The sequence below is a fragment of the Mycoplasma sp. Mirounga ES2805-ORL genome (genome assembly GCF_017084445.1).
Lineage (GTDB): Bacteria > Bacillota_I > Bacilli_A > Mycoplasmatales > Metamycoplasmataceae > Mycoplasmopsis.
This window is the reverse complement of sequence record NZ_CP070947.1, coordinates 411,708-431,532: the sequence shown is the minus strand read 5'-3', so window position 1 is coordinate 431,532 and position 19,825 is coordinate 411,708. Positions and strand designations below refer to the sequence as shown.

Sequence of the window (19,825 nt, the reverse complement as noted above, 5' to 3'; positions counted from 1 at the left end):
TTATTAATATAATAATAAAATGTTCGGTGGTTGCTTGAGTGGCTGAAAAGGCTGGTCTCGAAAACCAGTAATGGTGCAAATCATTCGAGGGTTCAAATCCCTCACCACCGGCCATTTTTTTATTTTAAATTTCCATTTTGAAAGACATTTTGCAAATATCTTTCATATTAATTTCCGGTCTATTATCCTTTAATTGTTTAGCAAATTCTTTAACCTTATTACTTGATCCAAGAGGAATTTTAATTCCATATTTTTTTTCCAATTCATCTATTTTATAGAGAAAAAAGTCTCTAGCTAAAATTGAAGCAACAGCAACCTCTAAACAAATTTGTTCAGCTTTATTGGCTAGATAAACATCTTTTTTAATTTCTGGAATTTTCGCTCAATTATTTTCGTGAACAATTTTGGAATAATATTTTTGTATAGTGTTCATAGTTGAATACTGATCAATAAAAACAAGTTCGTGATCATTAACAAATTGTTCTAATTTAGTAATTACGTTTAGATGAGTAAACATTTTTAATTCATTGGCATTATAGTTAGCGTTTAATGTATTATATCCTTTTGGTGATAGTTGATGAACAGAGTACTTAACAAGTTTTTTTAATTTACTTGCTAAAAATTTAATTTTTAAATCAGATAGTTTTTTGCTATCTTTAACGCCTAAATTTATAACATCTTGCAAATTTTCTTTCGGTATGTATGCAGCTGCGGAGCATAGTGGCCCAAAGTAGTCACCAACTCCAACTTCATCAACACCAATAATTAATTTTCCTTCTAAATCAAATTCATGATTATATTCATAGAATTTCATTTTTATTCTCCATCATCTGAAATAGCGACAAACTTTTTCTTCATTATTTTTTCAAGAGCATTTTTACTTTTAGCTTTTTCTTTAGTTGGGTTATCTAAAAATTTATTAATAAATTCTCCCACACCGCCTTCATCATTAGCTAATTTTATCTTGTTAGTTACATATTTCTTAACAGCATCAGAAGCATTTCCAACTGCTGCAGATATTTTTGCAACTTTAAACATAGGAACATCATTAAAACCATCGCCTATAGCAATTGTATTTTCTAAATCTATATCATAATATCTAGAAAGTAAACTTAAAGCTCTACCTTTATTTACGCTAACGTTAGTTATGTCAAAAACAGGTGTTTCATTTTTTCCTTTTGACCAATATGAAAATTCTCCCAAGTCACCATATTTAGATTTTAAATATGTTCTTAGTGCTTCAACATCCGTTGTTTTCTTAACGTCAAAAATTATTCCTGTTGGTTTTAGCGGTATTTTATTGTAATTGATACCTATTACAAATTTTTTAGATGAATTCAATCCAAAAACTTGTTCAAGAGCTTCATTTCTTTTATCAAGCATAACTCAACCAGGTCCTTCAATAACAATGTTAGTTATTTCATCTTTTACTTTTTTATCACCTAAAATGTATAGCATTTCATTTAAGTTTAAATATTTGATATAAGGTATAAAGTTTTCATCAGATGGATTATGAATTTGGGCTCCATTATAATTACATACAACTGTGTCCAACCCTAATTTATCATAAATTGGTTTAGTACTTCTTCAAGGACGGCCTGTGAATAAGCAAATAATGTGTCCTTCCTTTTTTAATCTTTGGATAGCATTAAAAGTTTTTTCATGTATTTCTCCGGTAACGCTATTTGCTAAAAGTGTACCATCAAGGTCTACGGCAAATAAAAATTTTTCTTTTTCCATTAATATCCTTTCATGAATTTTAGTTATTAAATAATATCAAATTTATTAAATAGTAAAAAAACTGAGTTTTTATAAGAATAAAAAAAGTTGGATTTCCAACTTAAGTTTTATGAAAGATTAAGCTTTTTTAGAAGATCATCAACATCTAAATCTAAAACACTGTCAACTTCTTTTTCAGCTCTCTCAAATATTTCTTCTTCTTTTTCTAGTTTACTTGTGAATTTATCTTCAAAGTTTTTTTCTTCATTAACTTCAGGATCATTTCCGCTTTCAACATTTATATTAGTTTTGATTGTTGTATTTACAATATTTTGAATCTTTATTTTTGAGAAACCTTCCATTGGGGTTGTTATATCATAATTGACTATTCTTTCCATCAATAGTTCATTTTCTTCATTATGTACATAAATAAAATCTTCAGTATTTGTTGGTTCAATATCTGTAACAATGTAAGGTTTAATCTTCATTTGATTAAATAATTGTTTCCCTAAATTTTTTCTGCTAACCTTTTTAATGTTTGAAACATTAATTCTTTTTATGTATTTGTCATTGGCTAGCATTGTTATTGTGTCTCCATATTCAGTTAGTGCAAATGCAACTATTTCATCATCTGATAACAAATTACATGATTTAGTTCCGGATGATTTTGTACTATAGATTTGAACATCATTTTCAGAATATAGACTAGCCAACCCTTTAGCAGTAACTAGTAATACATCTTTCATTCCATTAGAGTATTTTGCTCCAAGCAGTTTATCTCCGGTTTTTAATTTCATTGCAGTGAATGTTTTATTTGGTCTAGCTACCTCAAAATCTTTGAGGATTGTTCTCTTACCTTGACCCATTTTTGTGAATGTACAAATGTATTTTAATTCATTAAAGTCACTAACAATTAGTGAAGAAACAACCTCTTCACCTGCTTCTAATTGAACAAAATCACTTAAGTGGAGGCCAAAATCTTTTCATTTTGATTCATCAATTTTATAAAGCGGAATCATTGCATAGTTTCCTAAATTAGTGAAAATTAAGACATTATTTGTAGTGTTAGCCCTAGTTATTGAAATTAATTTATCTTCTTCTTTTATTCCATATGAGCTAATATTGTTTGAGTCGAATACTTTAGGAGAAAACATTTTAATATATCCATGTTTAGTTACTCCTAAATAAACCTCTTCGTCTTTGACCAATTCAGCTTCTGAATAAGATATTTTAATATCTTCTTCAATAATTTCGGTTCTTCTTGGTCTACCGAATTGTTTTTTAATGTCTTTTAAAATATTGATCAAATACTTATCAAATTCGCTTGAATCATTCAATAATAATTCGCACAATTTTATGTTTTCTTCTAATTCGGATTTTTCTTTTAAAAAAGCTTCTTTATCAGTTTTGGATAGCTTATATAATCTAAGTTCAGCAATAGCTGTTGCTTGGTTTTGAGTAAAATCAAATTCTTTAATAAGGTTTTCAATAACTCCAGCCTTAGAATTTTCACTTTTTCTAATAACACTAATAACTTCATCAGTAATCTCGGCAACTTTTAAAAATCCTAAAACAATTTCTAAACGAGCCTTATATTTAGCTAAATCAAATTGCAAGGTTTTTGTTTTAACTTCTTTAGCGTGAGTTATGTATGTTCCCAATAGTTGATTTAGATTCATTAATTTAGGGCTTGAATTAACTATGGCAACATTATTGTATGAGTAATAAACTTGCATTTCAGTTTTTTGCAATAGATAATTAATAATGTGTTCTTCACTAGCATTTTTATCTAGAGTTATTAATATACTAATTCCATTACGGTCAGATTGATCTTTAATTTCATTTAACCCACTAATTGAATTATTTACAATTAATAAATCTATTGAGTGGATTAACTTACTTTTAACTACACCATAAGGGATTTCGGTTATTTCTATGAATTTATTATTTTTATCTTCAAATACTTTATATTTTGAAACTAATGTGACACGGCCTCTTCCTCTTTCAAAAGCCTCATAAATGCCTTTTTGTCCATAAATTACCCCTCCAGTAGGAAAGTCCGGACCTTTTACATAATTCATTAATTTTTTAAATTCAATGTCAGGATTTTTGATTTTTGCAATTGCAGCATCTAAAATTTCATTTAAATTATGAGGAGGCATTTCTGTTGCAAAACCACTAGCAATACCTTTTGCACCATTTAAAAGTAGATTAGGAATTAGAGAAGGAAGAACCGTGGGTTCTTTTTCACTGTCATCGAAATTAGGCGCGAAAGATACTGTGTTTTTCTTCAAATCATTAAGAAGAACTTCAGATATTTCTGCAAGTCTAACCTCTGTATAACGCATAGCGGCTGCTGGGTCATCATCTATTGAACCAACGTTACCATGCATTTCTAAAAGAGTATAACCCATTTTTCAATCCTGAGCCATACGAACCATAGCTTCATAAATAGAACTATCTCCATGTGGGTGATATTTACCAATAACATCTCCAACAACACGAGCAGATTTTTTAAAAGGTTTATTATGTTGCAAACCTAATTCACTCATTGAATAAAGTATTCTTCTTTGAACAGGTTTTAGACCATCTCTAGCGTCAGGAAGAGCACGCTGTTGAATTATATATTTTGAATAACGACTAAATCGATCAGCCATAATTGAGTCAAGATTTTCATTAACAATTTTTGTAATAAAATCATCTAATTTTTGTTGTTTCTTTTTATCCATTAGTCCTCTTACTATATTTCAAAGTTATCTTCCATTGTGAACTCAACATTAGCATTGATTCACTCTTTTCTAAGTTCAACTTTATCTCCCATTAATGTTGAAACTCTGCGTTCAGCTAGAGCCGCATCTTCAATTTTGACTTTAATTAATGTTCTTGTTTTAGGATCCATAGTGGTTTCTCAAAGTTGCTCAGCATTCATTTCACCTAAACCTTTATAACGTTGTATCTCTGAACGTTTATAAGATGGTTGCGCTAAAATTTCTTTTAATTCATCTTCATCTCATGCATAGATAACATCTTTTTTGGTTCCTTGAGGTGAGATTTTAAACAAAGGTGGTAAAGCAATATAGACATGACCATTTTCAATAAGTTGTCTCATGTGTCTAAAAAAGAATGTTAGTAATAATATTTGTATATGTGCACCATCGGTATCGGCATCTGTCATGATTACAATCTTGCCATATTGTGATTTCGCTATATCAAAATCATCACCAACTCCAGCGCCTATTGTGTTTATTATTGTTGCAATTTCTTCATTTTTAAGAATCTCAAATAATCTAGCTCTTTCTGTATTTATAACTTTACCTCTTAATGGTAATATAGCTTGATATTTACGATCTCTACCTGATTTAGCAGATCCTCCAGCTGAGTCTCCCTCAACCAAGAATAATTCTTTTTCTGAAGGAATTTTTGATTGAGCAGGAGTTAATTTTCCGCTAAGAATTTGTTTTTCTTTTAGTGCTTTTTTAGTGCTTCTAGCTTCTGCTCTTGCTTTACGTGCAGCGTCTCTAGATTCAGCAGCTTTTCTTATCTTGTCTAGTATTTTTTTAGCCAATTGTTTATTTTCATTTATTCATATTTTAATGTGTTTTGTTACAACTTCTTCAACTGCTTTTTTCGCTTCTGGTGTTCCAAGTTTATCTTTGGTTTGGCTGACAAATTCTAAATATTTTTCAGGTATTTTAACACTTAAAACTACAGTTATTCCTTCACGGATATCTTCTGCATCGAATGTTTTTTTACCTTTTAATATTTTTTCTTCTGCCGCAAACTCATTGAATGTTTTAGTTAATGCTGTTTTTAGACCAATTTCATGAGTACCACCATCTTTTGTTTTAACATTATTAACAAATGACAAAATAGTTTCATTATAGCTATCAGAAAATTGAAAACCACACTCAACTTCTATTTCGTTTTTAGTTTCTTTAAAAGTTTTGATATCACCTAATGTGTTTTTAGAATCGTTAATAAAGTCTATGAAAGCTTCAATACCATCTTCATATTGATAAGCAATTTCTTTATCTGAGATTTCATCCTTGAAATAAATTTTTAGACCGCCAATTAAAAAGCAACTTTCTCTTAATCTTTCTGAAATTGTTTCAAAATTGAATCTAGCTTTTTTAAAAGTATCATAGTTTGGTCAAAATTGTACAACAGTGCCTTTTTTCGTTGTTTCACCAATTACTTTTGTTTTTTGAACAATATTGTCTCCATTTTCAAAAATAGTTTCATATATTTTTTTATCTCTATAAACTGTTGCAATTAGTTTGGTGCTTAATGCGTTAACAACAGATGAACCTACACCATGAAGTCCACCAGATGTTTTATATGCTCCTTCATTAAACTTACCACCAGCGTGTAATTCAGTAAAAACTAATTCAACCGCACTTTTTCCGGATTTAGTCATTCCAACAGGAATTCCACGACCATTATCTGAAACAATAACACTTCCATCTTTTTTTAAAATAACTTTAATTTCACTAGCATAACCAGCTAATGCTTCATCAATTGAATTATCAACAATTTCTCAAATTAGGTGATGTAGACCATTAGTATCTGTACTTCCTATGTACATACCAGGACGTTTTCTTACAGCTTCAAGACCTTTTAACTGTTGAATACTATTTGCATCATATACATTATTATTAATCATATATTTATAATACTATTAAAATTTTTTTGATGAACAATAAAAAAATAAAAAGCACTAAGAGATAGATTAACATAGTGCCCTAATATTTTTGGTTATAAAAATAAACCATTAATTATTTTGTTTAGAATGTAATCAGTTTTAGCTTCAATTCCTTTTTCACTGTCTGATTTCATAAGTTCATGAAGAGTTTCTATTTGTAATTCATTATTTATTTCTTTTTGATTTTTACCGATTACTGATTTTAAAATAATATCTTTAATTTCGCCTGTTTGTTCTTTAGAAAATGTATTCTTTTTAAAAGTTAAGTTTGTAATTTCGCTTAAATCAATTGTAATTTTTTCTAGAGTTAGATTTTCAATAACATCACTTGGTCATGACTTATCTTTCTTTTTATCTTCAATTTCTTTAATTAAAGATGCAACTTTTTCTTGAATTTCTACTTTTTTAACATCGGAAATAAATACTTTAAAGAACTCTTTGTATAAATCAAATGATTCATCAGTTTCTGCAAATTTTAAAGTTATTTCATTTAATTTTTTTAATGATTTTGTAATTTTTGGATCTTTAATATTTGGATTAAAAATTAACTTAATTTTTTTTCAATTTTTTTCATCTTTGTATTCTTCTGGTGTGATTCATGTATCTGCAATAGTAAGATCCATCTTGAAACTAGAATCATCAACAATTGTTTTGTAAGCATCACTTGCAAGAAGTATTTCATTATTGTCTTGTTTTTTAAATTCGTCAGCTATTAAACTTGTTCCAACTATAGCAGGCATATATCTTCCAAGACCTTTTATTCTACTATCAGTAATGCTATTTAAAACCGCGTCATTGGCTCTTATGATAACGTTGTTTTGAGTTGTAAGAGCGGATATATTTGTTCCTAATACTACAAGCGGTATTGATGAGAATGCAGCTGTGACCCCACCTAAAGAGCGGTGGATAATTACACTCTTACCACTATTAACTCTTCTCTTGATAACTTTTTTTAGAATTGAATTTATGAATATGTTAACAATTCCAAAAGCAATATATAAAAGTATTAGTACAATTAAGGCTATTATTCCAATAATTCCAGGCCCTGCACTTTTAAAATCTACAACATGATTATTTTGTAAACTAAATTTTAGACGCTCTTCTAAGTTATAACCTGAGTAAACTTTTAAGGCAATAAAGATTGATAGTGCAAATAAAACAATATTTAAAACAAGTTTATATAAAGCTGCATAAACTCCATTTTTTATGCCAATAATAATAGATATTAAGACGATTGAGGCAACAACAATAATTGGAATTATTGCAGTTCATGCCTGTTCTGTAAAATTTATATATTTTTCTAACATTCTTATTCCCTATTAGTCTCATTCTGGACTTATTATTTCAATATTAGCTGGTTTTAATGTTGGATTTGTTTTATTGATTCTATCAATAAATAACTTCCCTTCAAGATGATCTAATTCATGCTGTGCAACAATTGCTGGATACCCTGATAAATCAAATCTCTTTACTTTTTTTTCTCTATATGAATAAGCTTCAAAAACAATTCTATTTTTTCTAATAACGTATCCTTCTTGTCCTTTTGTATTTGGTCCAACACTTAAACACCCTTCGCCACTAGAAAGCGCTGCGTCATAATTTCCTTTTGCAATGATTTTAGGATTAAAGAAAACATCATTTAAAAAATATGTTTCGTTGTTAAATCTAAAACCATCGATATTGATGTGAAAAACATTTTTTAAAATTCCATATTGAACAGCAGCAACACCAACACCTGGTTGAAATTTTGAATTTGGCTTTTGACTTTCTGATATGTGTCATATCATTTTTTCAGCTAATTGAATATCCTCTTCTGTTAAAGGTATTGGTACATTTTTAGATTTTTCTCTTAAAACTTGATTTGGTAATTTGGGTAAATTTATTTCATATTTCATAGTCATTATTATATTATATGTTTTATACATAATATTAATAAAATCTAATAATAAAGAAAATAAAAAGTCAACAGACACAACACTTCTCGATATGGCTGCTGCATCTCTGCCCTGACCAAGTTACAAGGTTATTGTTCTATTGACTTATCTATTATATCAAATATTTTTCTTATAAAATTAACCATTTTTAGGTTGATTTATTTTAATTGATCAAAAAAATATTTTTGTAATATATAAAATTAAATTTATAATTCTTCTATGAAAAATTTTTCTTATAAAGATATAGCAGAAATAGCAAAAGTTAGTGTAAGCACTGTAAGTAGATATTATAATGGTGGTTATGTTAGCGAAAAGACAAAAACTAAGATTGAAAAAATAATTAACGATAATCGTTGTTTTCGTAGTTCGGACATTGAAAAAAGCAAAATACATGATCCTAACTCAATATTTATAATTGTTCCTGAGTGGGAAAAGAAAACTAATATTGAAGTTGTAAATGGTATCTATAAAAGAGCTTATCAAAAAGGAAGAAGATCGTTTGTATTATATACACCTTCATCACCTGAAGAATATATAAACACAATTAAATATGCTCAAAAATGAAAACCTGGTGCAATTATCTTTTTCTTGCCAAATGATAAAGATGAAGGGATTGTTAATTACATTAAAACAGAAGTTTCTAATGAAACAATTTCAATTGTTTATGGAAGGGAAATTAAGGGAATTGATTCAATTTGAGTTGATTATCAAAAATCATTTTATTCATTAACAAGTGTGTTTTTAGATCTTGTAAATCATGGGAATGATAAAAATGTTGCATTCGTTTATGAAGACAGTATCCCTGAAAATAAAGTTAAAACAAGATGAAATGGATTTAAAGCTTCATGTTCAGTAAAAGGGATAATACCTTTAAGATATTCATTTTCATTAACTAACGTTAATTCTTTAAAAGAAATGAAAACTAAACTACAAACTTCTAAAATTAATAGTATAGTTTGTGCAACGCATAGTGTTTATGAAATTTTAGCTGCAACTTTAAAAGATATAAATCTATGTGATATTGGGTATGCTAACGTATATGACTCATTCAAGACGTATAAAGCAAAATTATTTATCGACTATGTTGAATTAGGATTAAAAATCGAAGAAATGGTTGAAAAAGCATTTCAACATAAAGAAATGAATGAAAATCTTAAAAAAGATGGTGGAGAAGAAATTATTAAAGAACCAGAAGCAATTTTGTATAAACCAAGAATTTTCTATTAAAAAATTAAAGGTACTTATCTTGTACCTTTTTTATGTATTTTTCAGATTCTTTTTTCTTTAAATCTTCTCTTTTGTCTTTTTTATTCATGCCTACAACAAGAGCAATTTCAATTTTAATTTTTGAATGTTCATTAAAGTATATTTTTATCGGTTTAATAGTAGCAGATCCAAGTCTTTCTAATTTGCTCTTAAGCCTTATAAGTTCGCGTTTGTGCATTAGCAGTTTTCTATCTCCAGTTTCATTAACTTTTAGAAGCATAAATTGTTTAAAAGTAGAATTGCATAAAAATAATTCATTTTTACGATTGAAAAAACAATATGAATTAGTTAGATTAACAGTTCCAGCTCTAGCTGATTTTACCTCTCAGCCCTTTAAGACTAAGCCGCATTCATATTTATCAATTATTTTATAACCATGTATTCCGCGCTTGTTATCACTTATTAATTTCATGTAATATATTGTATAAAAAAAACTAACCATATTTAAATAGTTAGTTAATTTTCATAAATTTTGCAATGCAAAATTATTTAAAGTTCAAAACAGTATCCCTAAAAATTGGGTAAGGTTGGTAACCCATACCTTTGTGTATCATTTTTCCATCTTTAAAAATGAATCATGTTGGCATACTTGTTACTCCAAATTCTCTTGCAAGATCAGTGTATTTGTCAACATCTACTCTATAAACTGTAATGTCATCTTTTTCACTTAATTCTAATAATGAATTTTTTAACATTTTACATGGTGGACATCAAAGGGCATGAAAAACTAAAACGTAAAAATCTTTTGAATCTTTAATATTTGAATTGTATTCATCTTTTGAAATTTCTTTAAACATTTTTTCTCCTTTAATTTAATTGTTTGTATTTCTTATTATACATATTGTTGAGTTTTGCAAAATAATATATTTATTTTTATTTTAAAGAAACAAAAAGCGTCTTGATGTTCTACTTATCAACCGTTTTATATTTTTTGATATAAGTTTATTTAAAATAGTAAAATATAAAAATACTGAATAAGTATTTAACTAATATTTATATTATAAATTCTATGGTGCATTTTGTATCACTTCAACTAAAAAATAGTTTTAAGGAGTAAGGATGAATTCAAAAAACTCAGTTTTTCCTCTTGTTGGGTCCATAATTAATGTCCAGGCATATAAATTTGATGGAACACTTTATAGGCAATGAAACGGTGTTAAAGTTTTAAGAAACACTAAACAACATTACGTTTTATTTATGTACAAAACACAAGTTGCAGAATTGAACAAAAGAGACTGAATTTTTAATGAACCTGTTATATGATTCATGCCCAAAAACAGCATGTATAATTGTCTATCTATGCTAAAACCTAAGACTAATTATAACTATGTTAATTTGTCGTCTAGGCCTATTTATGAGGATAATACGATAAAATTTATTGATTTTGATATAGATGTAAAAAAATATGGTTCAAGGGAAATTCTTGTTGTTGATGGAGATGAATTTTTAGAGAATTCAAAGAAATATAAATATCCTATAGATTTAAAAAATAAAATATTGGAAGAATTAGATGAAATTTTGCATAATGAAGTTGACGAAAAATACTTTTTTAATAAAAAAGTGATAAATTACTATATAGATTTAGCTAAGAAAGATAAATCTATTAAACACAATTTTAGAAACACAACTTTTTTTGCAAAAAGGAAATTTTATAATAAAAAAAGTAATTAAAAATAAGGAAAGAAAATGGAAAATATTTTAAGTATTAGCAATTTAAGTAAATCTTTTAAAGAAAAGAAAGCGCTTGATGACCTTTCGTTTAGTGTTAAAAAAGGCCAATTATTCGGCTTTTTAGGTTTAAATGGCGCCGGTAAATCCACTACTCTAAATATCATTTTAGGTTTGATAAAAAGAGATTCTGGAGAAGTTTTGATTGAGGGTGAATCTATAGATAAAGAAATAAGAAAAATTAGAAATAAAATTGGTGTCGTATTTCAACAATCAATTCTAGATCCTGAACTTTCAGTTTATGAAAATTTATATGTTAGAGCGGCACTTTATAAAGATGTTCTTAAAGATAAAAACGTTAAAGAGGCTGTTTCAAATATAATAAGTAAATTTAATCTTCATGATATTCAAAAACAACGTTATTCAACTTTATCGGGTGGTCAAAAAAGAAGAGTTGATATAGCTAGAGCCTTAATTCACAATCCATCAATTTTGTTTTTAGATGAACCAACAACAGGTTTGGATCCAAGCTCAAGGAAGTTAGTTTGAAAAATATTGAGCGATATTCAATCAGAAAATAAATTAACTATCTTATTGACAACACATTACATGGAAGAAGCTAATAATTGTGACTACGCCGTAATTATTCAAAATGGTAAAAAAATTGTCGAAGGTACTCCCGCAGAATTAAAATCAAGATATTCAAAAACAACAGTGGTTTGTTTTAAAAATTCTCACAAAGATTTTGAAAAAGAATTAACTAAGAAACATTTTGAATTTAAGAATTATGGAAATAAAATTGAGATATTCTTTAATGATTTTCAATCAGCAAAAGAGTTTGTGTCAAAATACAATTCATATTTAGAGGATTATGAATTATTAAAAGGAAACATGGATACAGTATTTTTGAATGTAACAAAGGGAGGCAACAATGAGACAAATTAATATTCTATTAAAAAGAAATATGATCAGATTTTGAAAAAGTAAAACAAGAATATTCTTTACATTTTTAAGCCCACTATTTTATTTGCTTATCTACTTCCTATTTGTTAAAAACACGATTTCAAGAAATGCTCCAACTGCTGAAATTGGAAAAATAATGGCTGATAGTTATTTATTGTTCGGGATTGTTTCTGTTACAACATTAACTAGTGCATTATCAATTTGTTCAATTATGATGGAAGATAAAGAAAATCAAGTACTACCTGATTTACTAATTACACCAACTAAATCTTCACACATTAGATTTGCTTATGTATTATCTAACTTTATTATAAACACAGTAGTTTCATTATTTGTTTTTATTATAGTTATTATTTATATGGCTATTAATAAAACACTAATAAACCCATGAACAAATTATGTTGCATTTATTCCATTGATTGTTGTTTCCACATTAATTAATGCATTAATTTTTACATTAATAGTTAGTTTTATAAAACAAAGAACAATTTACACTGTATTAGTTTCAATTGTTTCTTCTGTAATTGGTTTTTTTATTGGTGCTTATACACCTTGAAATATAATGCCAGATTTCATTTTACAAATATCATCGGAATTTCCTCAAACTCAACTTACTAATATATTTAAGTGATTAAGTTTAGGAAGTAATGAGGTATATGGTCCAAAATTTTTACCAGCAAATGAATTTATCTTATTTGGCAAAGAAATTAATATTTGACAATCAATAGCTTATGTTGGTGGGTTCGTTGCTATTCTTGCAATAATAAACTTAACCTACAAATTTAAATTACAAAAATAATCCCGTTTAAAGGATTATTGATAAGGGATTAAAGAGACTATAACCATAGGCTCTTTTTCAAATGTCTTGTATATTTTCTTTCTTAAAACATGACGAACTTTATTTTGAAAATCTCTTAAACCGTCAAAATTTTCTTCTTCAAGAATTTTTAAAATAGTTGATTTAATTATATCTGTAGCTTCTTGTTTTTCTACTTTATCAATAACACCTACATAATTAACATGTAATTTACCCACAAGTTTCTTAGTTTTTTGATTGTATTGAGTTGATACTAATATTACACCATCACGTCCTAAATTTTCACGCTCAGCAATTACTTCTGTTGAAATATCTCCAATTCCAAAACCATCTATAATTGTGTCACCAATATTTTTTATTTTCCCATTAGTTGAGGCTAATTTTCCATCAATAAAATGAATAATTTTCCCATTTTGAACAACAAGACAATTTTTCTTTGGAACATCAGTGAATTGAGAAATGTACATCGCACTATCATTTAGGTATCTATGTAACCCTTGTATTGGAATAACATATTCAGGCTTAATTTTATTTACTAGATCAATTAAGTCTTGTCTAGCAGGACGATGACGATAGAACTCATTTGCAGAAACATCAGCAATTTTTGGAGTAATTCTTGTAATCTCATCAAGCATAAGTGCTTCTAATTTTTCTAATCCATTAACCGCGGGAGCAATCATAATTACTGTGTCACTTTTTTTCATTTTTAAGAATACGTCATTATTGTCTGTAATTCTAAGAAATCTTGCAAATAATCTTTCTGTTGAACTGGTTACTAAAATAACTGCATTATTTATTTTGTTAGCATTTTTATAATCTTCTAGAACTGGCAACTTAAATTCTGGACGGTTATTAGCTATTAATTGCAATATTTGACCATAAGTTTTTCCGTATGTAATTACAGGTCTATTTGTTTCTCTAGCTAAGTCTAAAATCTGCTCAATAGATACCATTTCTTCATCATAAGCACCAACTATTATTCTTTCATTTTTGGGAGTTTGTAAAAAGACATCTCTAACAGTTAGAGGTAATTTTATTTTATCGGCAGCTTTACCTTGGTAATTAGCTCGACCAGAATCAAGTATTGCGGCAAGGACTTTTCGCTTTGTAAATATTTTAGCAACATCATCAAAATCTAATTTTCCATAAATACCTAAATCGCCTTCTACAAAATTAGACATAAACAAAATATCACCATTAGGAGTTATAAAATCTAAACCTATATGTCCAGGCATTGAACCTGCAAGTTCAATCGGTTGTACAAATAGATTTCCTACTTTAGTGGTTTTGTTTAAAATGTGAATATTTCTTTTTTTATTATCTATTTTATATTTTGAAATACGGTCATTTATAATAATTTTATTAAATGCTGATGTGTAAATATTTAAGTTTGGTATTTTCATTAGCAATCAAGGAAGTGCACTAAAACTTTCATTTTTAACATCGGTAATAAAAATACCCTCAATTTTGTCCTTATTTTTTTCCAAATAATCAAAAGTAGGTATTAATGTATCAACACCGTTTTGAGAATTTATAGGTATTTTAGCTCCTGAATTTATAATAAAAATTCTTTCATTAAATTCTAAAACATAGCAGTTTTTACCATTTTCATCTAAACCACCTAAGGCAAAGAAATTAATATGATTCATAATTTTCTCCTAATCTATTTCGCTTATTATTATTGATTTTCGTATTAAAAAGTTAAATATTTTTTTATTATATCTAATTATTCTTTTTATTTTCATATTTATTAACTTTAATTCTTTTTTTAGGTTTTAATTTTAGTACCATGGTGAATTCACCTTTAATGCTTTTAGATTCTAATATCTTTTTAATCTCTTTTGCAGTTCCAGAAAAGAATTGTTCATAAATCTTTGTCAGTTCTTTTGCTAAAAAAATATCAGCTTCATCTCCTAGAACTAGATCAATATCTTCGATGAAATTCATTATTTTATGTGGCGATACAAAATAAATATATGCATAATCCGGAATAATATTTTTTAATTCTTCCTGTCTCTTATTTTTCTTTTCACTAGGAAAGCCCTCAAAGCAAAATTTATTTGATAATGCACTTCAAGAAAAAGCGGTTGTTAATGCACTCACACCAGGAATAATTTCAACATCAATATTTTCATCTCTTGCAATTTTAATAATATTAAAACCCGGGTCACTTATTAACGGCATACCAGCATCTGAAACAACACCTATATTTTTTTCACTTTTTAATAGAGATATAATATTTTTAGCAGCAACATCTTCGCGTATTTTTGAATATGTGATAACTGGTTTATTTATTGAATAATGATTTAGAAGTTTTTGTGTAACTCTGGTGTCCTCACAAGCTATTATGTCAACAAATTTTAATGTTTCAAGAGCCCTTAGAGTTATATCATTTAGATTGCCTATTGGGGTTCCAATTATGTATAATTTACTCATATATCCTCATTACTTTTATCATGGTTTTTTCAGCTTGCAAAAAGAAATTTAATGAATCATTAAGATTGCTTAAAAAGTCCTCCAGTACTATAAAACAAGCTTTTAAGTCAAAATTTGCTTTAATTATTTTATTGTATAATTTCTTTAAATTATCAATAACTTTTATATTTATATTTCATTGTCATGAGTAGACAAACATCAAAGTTTTAATTAATACTATAAATTCATTTTTTAAATCCTTTTTGTTAAATTTAGATAGAAATAAATGCAGTGAATATTGATCATTTATATTATTTTCCATTATTTGCAGCATACTAAAAATATGTTTTATTGATTCCTTACTTGTATATTCTTCTATTTCCTTTATGTCATTAAAAATATAACTAAAAAATCACGATTCAACATCGCTAAATGAATTTTGTTGTAAATATTTTTTAAGTTCTGAATTTGATTGTTTTTTTATGTTTATTATTAATGAACGAGATTTAATTGTCTTTAAAACTTTATTAATATTATTGGTTGTAAAAATAAATATTGTATTGCTATTAGGCTCTTCAATTGTTTTTAATAATGAATTAAGCGCATTAGGGTGTGCATTCTCTATATTTTTTAATATGAAAATTGATTTTTTATTTTCTTCAATATTGCTGTAAAATGAATTCTCAAAAGCGTCATTTATTCCATCTTTTGTAAGTTTGGATGATTCATTTTTTTCGCCTAAAATTGAAACGTTGTATGGTAGAGTTTCACTAGATAAAGTATCAAAAGTAGAGTTATTTATTCTATTAATAATATATAAAATTGATTCGTTAAAGTCAACGCCTTTTTCGCTTTTTAGCAAATAACAATGAGCTAATTTATCAGCTTTAATTGAATTATCAATAATTTTTTCTAAAGTTTTGTCAATCATTTAAATACCTAGCACCTTTTTAAATTTATTATTTTCAATTAGTTTTATATATGTTTCTTCTAAAACTTCATCAATAGATTTAGAAGCATCAACCACTATGAAACGTTTTGGATCCGCCTTTATTAGTTTTCAATAACCTTCATATACCGAATTATGAAACTTATCAGTTTCAGAATCTAATCTATCTTCTACTAATCTAAATTTTGTCCTACGTATTTTGCTTTCTTCAGGCTTTATATCGAAAAATATTGTTATATCAGGTATGGTATTTTCTATAACCATTTCAGTTAATTTTTTAACATAGTCTAATCCCAAGCCGCGAGCAAAACCTTGATAAGCGTAAAAACTATCAAAATATCTATCGCATATAACTGTTTTGCCTTCCTTTAGAGAAGGTCAAATAACACGCTCTAGGTGTATTCTTCTACTTGTTGTAAATAATAATGCCTCAGCTATATTAGAAAGATTGCTTGAGGGGTTTACAATAATTTCTCTAATTTGTTCAGCTTCTTTAATATTTTTTCCACCAGGCTCTCTAGTTAAAATATATTGAAAATCAGGTTTAATTTTTTTAATTTTTTCAATTAACTTATTAATTATTGTTGTTTTGCCACTTGCATCAGGTCCTTCAAAAGTAATAAACATATTTCTCCTACTTATTTTTATTTCTATTAATAATCGATTGCATAATAGTAAATTTATCTAAATACTCTAAATTAGAATTCATAGGCATTCCGATAACAGCTCTAGTTGCAATAATTTTATTTTTTTCAAGCAATTTTAATAAATGAGTTGTTGTCATTTCACCTTCGAGTGAAGGGCTTAGAACAATTATTACTTCTCCAAAATTATTTTTCTTTATGAAATCAATTAATTGTTCATATTCATATTTTTTAGAAGCTAATTGATCGTTTAGGTTCATTAGATATGGAAGAATATAATATGATCCATTATAGAATTCCATATTTATCAATTTTTGACAATTTACAACATTGTCGACAACCATTAAAATGTTGTCTTTGTTTGGTTTCGAACAAATTGAGCAAACATTTTTATCGGTAATAAAATTACATTTTTCGCAATATGAAATATTTTTTTTAATATCTTGTATAAGTTGTGCCAACTCATCTATATATTCTTTATCTTGCAAAACAAAAAAATTAGCCATTTTTTCAGCTTGTTTTTTTGAGATCCCTGGAATAGAAATCAGTTTTTTAACAAGATTTTCAATTGTTTCAATTTGCATTCGAGTTTAGAAAGGCAGTCCCGTTGGCATAGCTGGCATTAAATCTTCTTGTTTTTCATCGATTGTGCTAAATAATTCGTTAATTGTCAAAACTAATAAATCCTCAATTGTTTCAGAATCTTCAGGGTCTAGAAGAATTGAGTCTTTTATTTTTATTGATACTATTTTTTTTGAACCTTTAGCTTTAATTTCTATTCCATGTTTTTCAATTTCGAAAATAGTTTCATAAAATTCTTCTGTTTTTGTTTGTAATTCTTGTTGCATTTTTTGCATTTTTCTTAGTAGTGCTTGATCCATAATTTCTCCTTATAATAAATCTTCAAATATTGATTCAGTCGTTGTTTTCACAACATTAATTGGTACGTTGCCTAGATCCTTAAAGTCTATTTTTTTACCTTCTTTAATCATTGATTTTATTTCTGTTGCTACTTCTTTATACATGTTTTTATCATTAAATATAAAAATATGTTTGTAACTTCCAAAATAATCTTTTATAAATTCTTGAATGTTTGAATTATTTCAATTTTCTTGGATATAGTTAAGTGCTGGTATTTTTGAACTATAAAACAACATAAATTTTTTACCTGCTGCTTTCAATTTTAATAAACTTAAAACAGAAATTATATCTCTATATTTTTGGCTTAATGTTGTTGTTATTATTACTTCTAGTTTTTCAGTGCTATCCGTTCATGAATCAGCATCTGATTGAGCTAGCAAATTAAATAATTCTTTTTTATTCAATTTTTGGTTAAAAGTTGTCAGAGATTTATATTTAGTATCAAAAGGCGGAATACCTGATGTACTATATTTTTTTAAATCTTTTAATTCATCTTGTAATGAGATCTCATTCGTGCTAACCATACCGTTATCATCAATTAAAAAACTTGATTCATCATTAAGTATGTCATTAACTGAGGTATACTCATCTCTAAGCTTTGTATTTTCCACCATTAGTTCTTGTGTTTGGTTTAAAACTTTTTCTAATGTATCAATATTTTTTTCTGTTTTACTTTTTGACATAATCTCTCCTTTATTTTGATTATTTGTAAAATTTGTTTGCACTTCATTATTTTTTGAAAAATTAGTTATCCTTATTAAGGATAATTCAATAAGTTGAAACACATTTTCTGAATAATATAATGATTTAAGTAATTTGTATAATTCTTCACTAGCATCCATAGCAAATTTAGGATTTATTCTGAGTTCATTGAATTCTTGAATAGTTATTTGCTCTAAAATTGATAATTCATTAGTTTTACTATATATAAGGTAATCTTTGAGAATCGTTATAATTGAATTCACAAAATAGTCTGCATCCAAGCCCTGTTCTTTTAACAAATTAAATACTTGTAGAACTTCTCTTAATTCGCCCAAGAATAATTTGTTTATTATTTCAATTGCTGATTTATTTGAAGTTATTCCGAATGCTTGTTCAATATCTTTTAATTTTAAAGTACCATTACCATATGCTATCGCTTGTTCTACAATCGATAAGGCGTCACGCATACCTCCTGAAGCTAGACGAACAATGTAATTAATTACTTCATCATCATACTTAACATCTTCTAAATTTAAAATATTTTTAAGTTGATCTCGCATAACAGTATTAGATATTTTTTTAAAGTTAAATCTTTGAACTCTTGAAAGGATTGTAACTGGTATTTTTTGTACATCTGTTGTTGCTAAAATGAATATCGCATGTGCAGGTGGTTCTTCAAGTGTTTTTAATAAACTATTAAAAGCACCTTTCGAGAGCATATGTACTTCATCAATAATATAAACTTTATAATTACTATTAGCGGGTGTGTGTTGTATTCTATTTTTTAATTCTCGAATATCATTAACACCATTATTTGAAGCACCGTCCATTTCAATAATATCAAAACTACTTTCAATATTTTTGGCACATTCACTGCATAGCTTAGTTAGGTCTTGTGAATGCCCACAATTTAAAACATTTGCAAAAATTCTTGCAACACTAGTTTTTCCTGTTCCCCTTGGTCCAGAAAATAAGTAAGCATGGCTTACTTTATGATTTGTAATAATATTTTTTAGTGTTTTGATAATATGGTCTTGACCTTTAACATCATCAAAATTTACTGGTCTATATTTTCTGTATAATGCTCTATAACTCATGTGTCTCCAAAATTTATATAATTAATTA

19 protein-coding genes, 1 tRNA gene and 1 other RNA gene are annotated in these 19,825 nt (G+C 27.2%); 5 read left to right on the top strand and 16 right to left on the bottom strand.

Going from position 1 to position 19,825, the window contains the following annotated elements:
• The first annotated feature begins 24 nt into the window (after positions 1 to 24).
• Positions 25 to 114: transfer RNA gene (locus JXZ90_RS01905), tRNA-Ser, on the top strand.
• Between the two features lie 10 nt (positions 115 to 124).
• Here the strand turns inward: JXZ90_RS01905 and rnhC are convergent.
• The 7 genes from rnhC to ffs all read right to left on the bottom strand — a co-directional run bounded on the left by rnhC (position 125) and on the right by ffs (position 8,465).
• Positions 125 to 814, bottom strand: coding sequence for a ribonuclease HIII (rnhC, locus tag JXZ90_RS01900; RefSeq protein WP_205848091.1), 690 nt, complete (start codon positions 812 to 814; stop codon positions 125 to 127).
• A 2-nt stretch (positions 815 to 816) separates the two neighbouring features.
• Positions 817 to 1,740, bottom strand: a complete 924-nt coding sequence (locus JXZ90_RS01895; protein ID WP_205848090.1) for a Cof-type HAD-IIB family hydrolase — start codon at positions 1,738 to 1,740, stop codon at positions 817 to 819.
• A 107-nt stretch (positions 1,741 to 1,847) separates the two neighbouring features.
• Complete coding sequence (parC, locus tag JXZ90_RS01890) at positions 1,848 to 4,448, bottom strand: DNA topoisomerase IV subunit A (protein WP_205848089.1); 2,601 nt, start codon at positions 4,446 to 4,448, stop codon at positions 1,848 to 1,850.
• A gap of 11 nt (positions 4,449 to 4,459) precedes the next feature.
• Positions 4,460 to 6,382, bottom strand: a complete 1,923-nt coding sequence (parE, locus tag JXZ90_RS01885) for a DNA topoisomerase IV subunit B (protein WP_205848088.1) — start codon at positions 6,380 to 6,382, stop codon at positions 4,460 to 4,462.
• 92 nt (positions 6,383 to 6,474) lie between these two features.
• A complete protein-coding gene (locus JXZ90_RS01880) occupies positions 6,475 to 7,728 on the bottom strand; it encodes a hypothetical protein (protein ID WP_205848087.1) in 1,254 nt (417 codons plus the stop codon).
• 12 nt (positions 7,729 to 7,740) lie between these two features.
• The gene (gene def, locus JXZ90_RS01875) at positions 7,741 to 8,316 is read right to left on the bottom strand and encodes a peptide deformylase (RefSeq protein ID WP_205848086.1); all 576 of its coding nucleotides are present in this window, start codon (positions 8,314 to 8,316) and stop codon (positions 7,741 to 7,743) included.
• Between the two features lie 58 nt (positions 8,317 to 8,374).
• Positions 8,375 to 8,465: signal recognition particle sRNA small type (gene ffs, locus JXZ90_RS01870), an RNA gene on the bottom strand.
• A gap of 109 nt (positions 8,466 to 8,574) precedes the next feature.
• Between ffs and JXZ90_RS01865 the strand changes: the two genes are divergently transcribed.
• The gene (locus JXZ90_RS01865) at positions 8,575 to 9,582 is read left to right on the top strand and encodes a LacI family DNA-binding transcriptional regulator (protein WP_205848085.1); all 1,008 of its coding nucleotides are present in this window, start codon (positions 8,575 to 8,577) and stop codon (positions 9,580 to 9,582) included.
• 4 nt (positions 9,583 to 9,586) lie between these two features.
• On the opposite strand, the gene smpB is transcribed toward JXZ90_RS01865, so the two are convergent.
• Both smpB and JXZ90_RS01855 read right to left on the bottom strand, forming a co-directional pair.
• Complete coding sequence (smpB, locus tag JXZ90_RS01860; protein WP_205848084.1) at positions 9,587 to 10,033, bottom strand: SsrA-binding protein; 447 nt, start codon at positions 10,031 to 10,033, stop codon at positions 9,587 to 9,589.
• A gap of 73 nt (positions 10,034 to 10,106) precedes the next feature.
• Positions 10,107 to 10,418 carry a co-chaperone YbbN gene (locus tag JXZ90_RS01855; protein ID WP_205848083.1) on the bottom strand — a complete coding sequence of 104 codons (312 nt, stop codon included), beginning with the start codon at positions 10,416 to 10,418 and terminating at the stop codon, positions 10,107 to 10,109.
• 262 nt (positions 10,419 to 10,680) lie between these two features.
• Here JXZ90_RS01855 and JXZ90_RS01850 point away from each other — a divergent pair, with 262 nt between their 5' ends.
• The 3 genes from JXZ90_RS01850 to JXZ90_RS01840 are packed head-to-tail and all read left to right on the top strand — an operon-like array spanning position 10,681 to position 13,051.
• Positions 10,681 to 11,292: a DUF402 domain-containing protein gene (locus tag JXZ90_RS01850; RefSeq protein ID WP_205848082.1), complete on the top strand. Its 612-nt coding sequence runs from the start codon at positions 10,681 to 10,683 to the stop codon at positions 11,290 to 11,292.
• Between the two features lie 15 nt (positions 11,293 to 11,307).
• The gene (locus tag JXZ90_RS01845) at positions 11,308 to 12,234 is read left to right on the top strand and encodes an ABC transporter ATP-binding protein (RefSeq protein WP_205848081.1); all 927 of its coding nucleotides are present in this window, start codon (positions 11,308 to 11,310) and stop codon (positions 12,232 to 12,234) included.
• Positions 12,221 to 13,051, top strand: coding sequence for an ABC transporter permease (locus tag JXZ90_RS01840; protein ID WP_205848080.1), 831 nt, complete (start codon positions 12,221 to 12,223; stop codon positions 13,049 to 13,051). The genes JXZ90_RS01845 and JXZ90_RS01840 overlap by 14 nt, the downstream gene beginning before the upstream one ends.
• Before the next feature lie 14 nt (positions 13,052 to 13,065).
• Here the strand turns inward: JXZ90_RS01840 and JXZ90_RS01835 are convergent, their stop codons facing one another.
• From JXZ90_RS01835 to dnaX, 7 genes are all read right to left on the bottom strand, one after another.
• Positions 13,066 to 14,718: a ribonuclease J gene (locus JXZ90_RS01835; protein WP_205848079.1), complete on the bottom strand. Its 1,653-nt coding sequence runs from the start codon at positions 14,716 to 14,718 to the stop codon at positions 13,066 to 13,068.
• Positions 14,719 to 14,791: 73 nt separating this feature from the next.
• Positions 14,792 to 15,505, bottom strand: a complete 714-nt coding sequence (rsmI, locus tag JXZ90_RS01830; RefSeq protein WP_205848078.1) for a 16S rRNA (cytidine(1402)-2'-O)-methyltransferase — start codon at positions 15,503 to 15,505, stop codon at positions 14,792 to 14,794.
• Complete coding sequence (locus JXZ90_RS01825; protein ID WP_205848077.1) at positions 15,498 to 16,415, bottom strand: DNA polymerase III subunit delta'; 918 nt, start codon at positions 16,413 to 16,415, stop codon at positions 15,498 to 15,500. The genes rsmI and JXZ90_RS01825 overlap by 8 nt, the downstream gene beginning before the upstream one ends.
• The gene (gene tmk / locus JXZ90_RS01820; protein WP_205848076.1) at positions 16,416 to 17,060 is read right to left on the bottom strand and encodes a dTMP kinase; all 645 of its coding nucleotides are present in this window, start codon (positions 17,058 to 17,060) and stop codon (positions 16,416 to 16,418) included.
• A 7-nt stretch (positions 17,061 to 17,067) separates the two neighbouring features.
• Entirely contained in the window at positions 17,068 to 17,661 is a 594-nt protein-coding gene (locus tag JXZ90_RS01815; RefSeq protein WP_205848075.1) for a toprim domain-containing protein, read from the bottom strand.
• Between the two features lie 6 nt (positions 17,662 to 17,667).
• The gene (locus tag JXZ90_RS01810; RefSeq protein ID WP_205848074.1) at positions 17,668 to 17,958 is read right to left on the bottom strand and encodes a YbaB/EbfC family nucleoid-associated protein; all 291 of its coding nucleotides are present in this window, start codon (positions 17,956 to 17,958) and stop codon (positions 17,668 to 17,670) included.
• A 9-nt stretch (positions 17,959 to 17,967) separates the two neighbouring features.
• Positions 17,968 to 19,797 (bottom strand): DNA polymerase III subunit gamma/tau, encoded by a 1,830-nt coding sequence (gene dnaX, locus JXZ90_RS01805; protein WP_205848073.1) that lies wholly within the window; start codon positions 19,795 to 19,797, stop codon positions 17,968 to 17,970.
• Between the last annotated feature and the right edge of the window lie 28 nt (positions 19,798 to 19,825).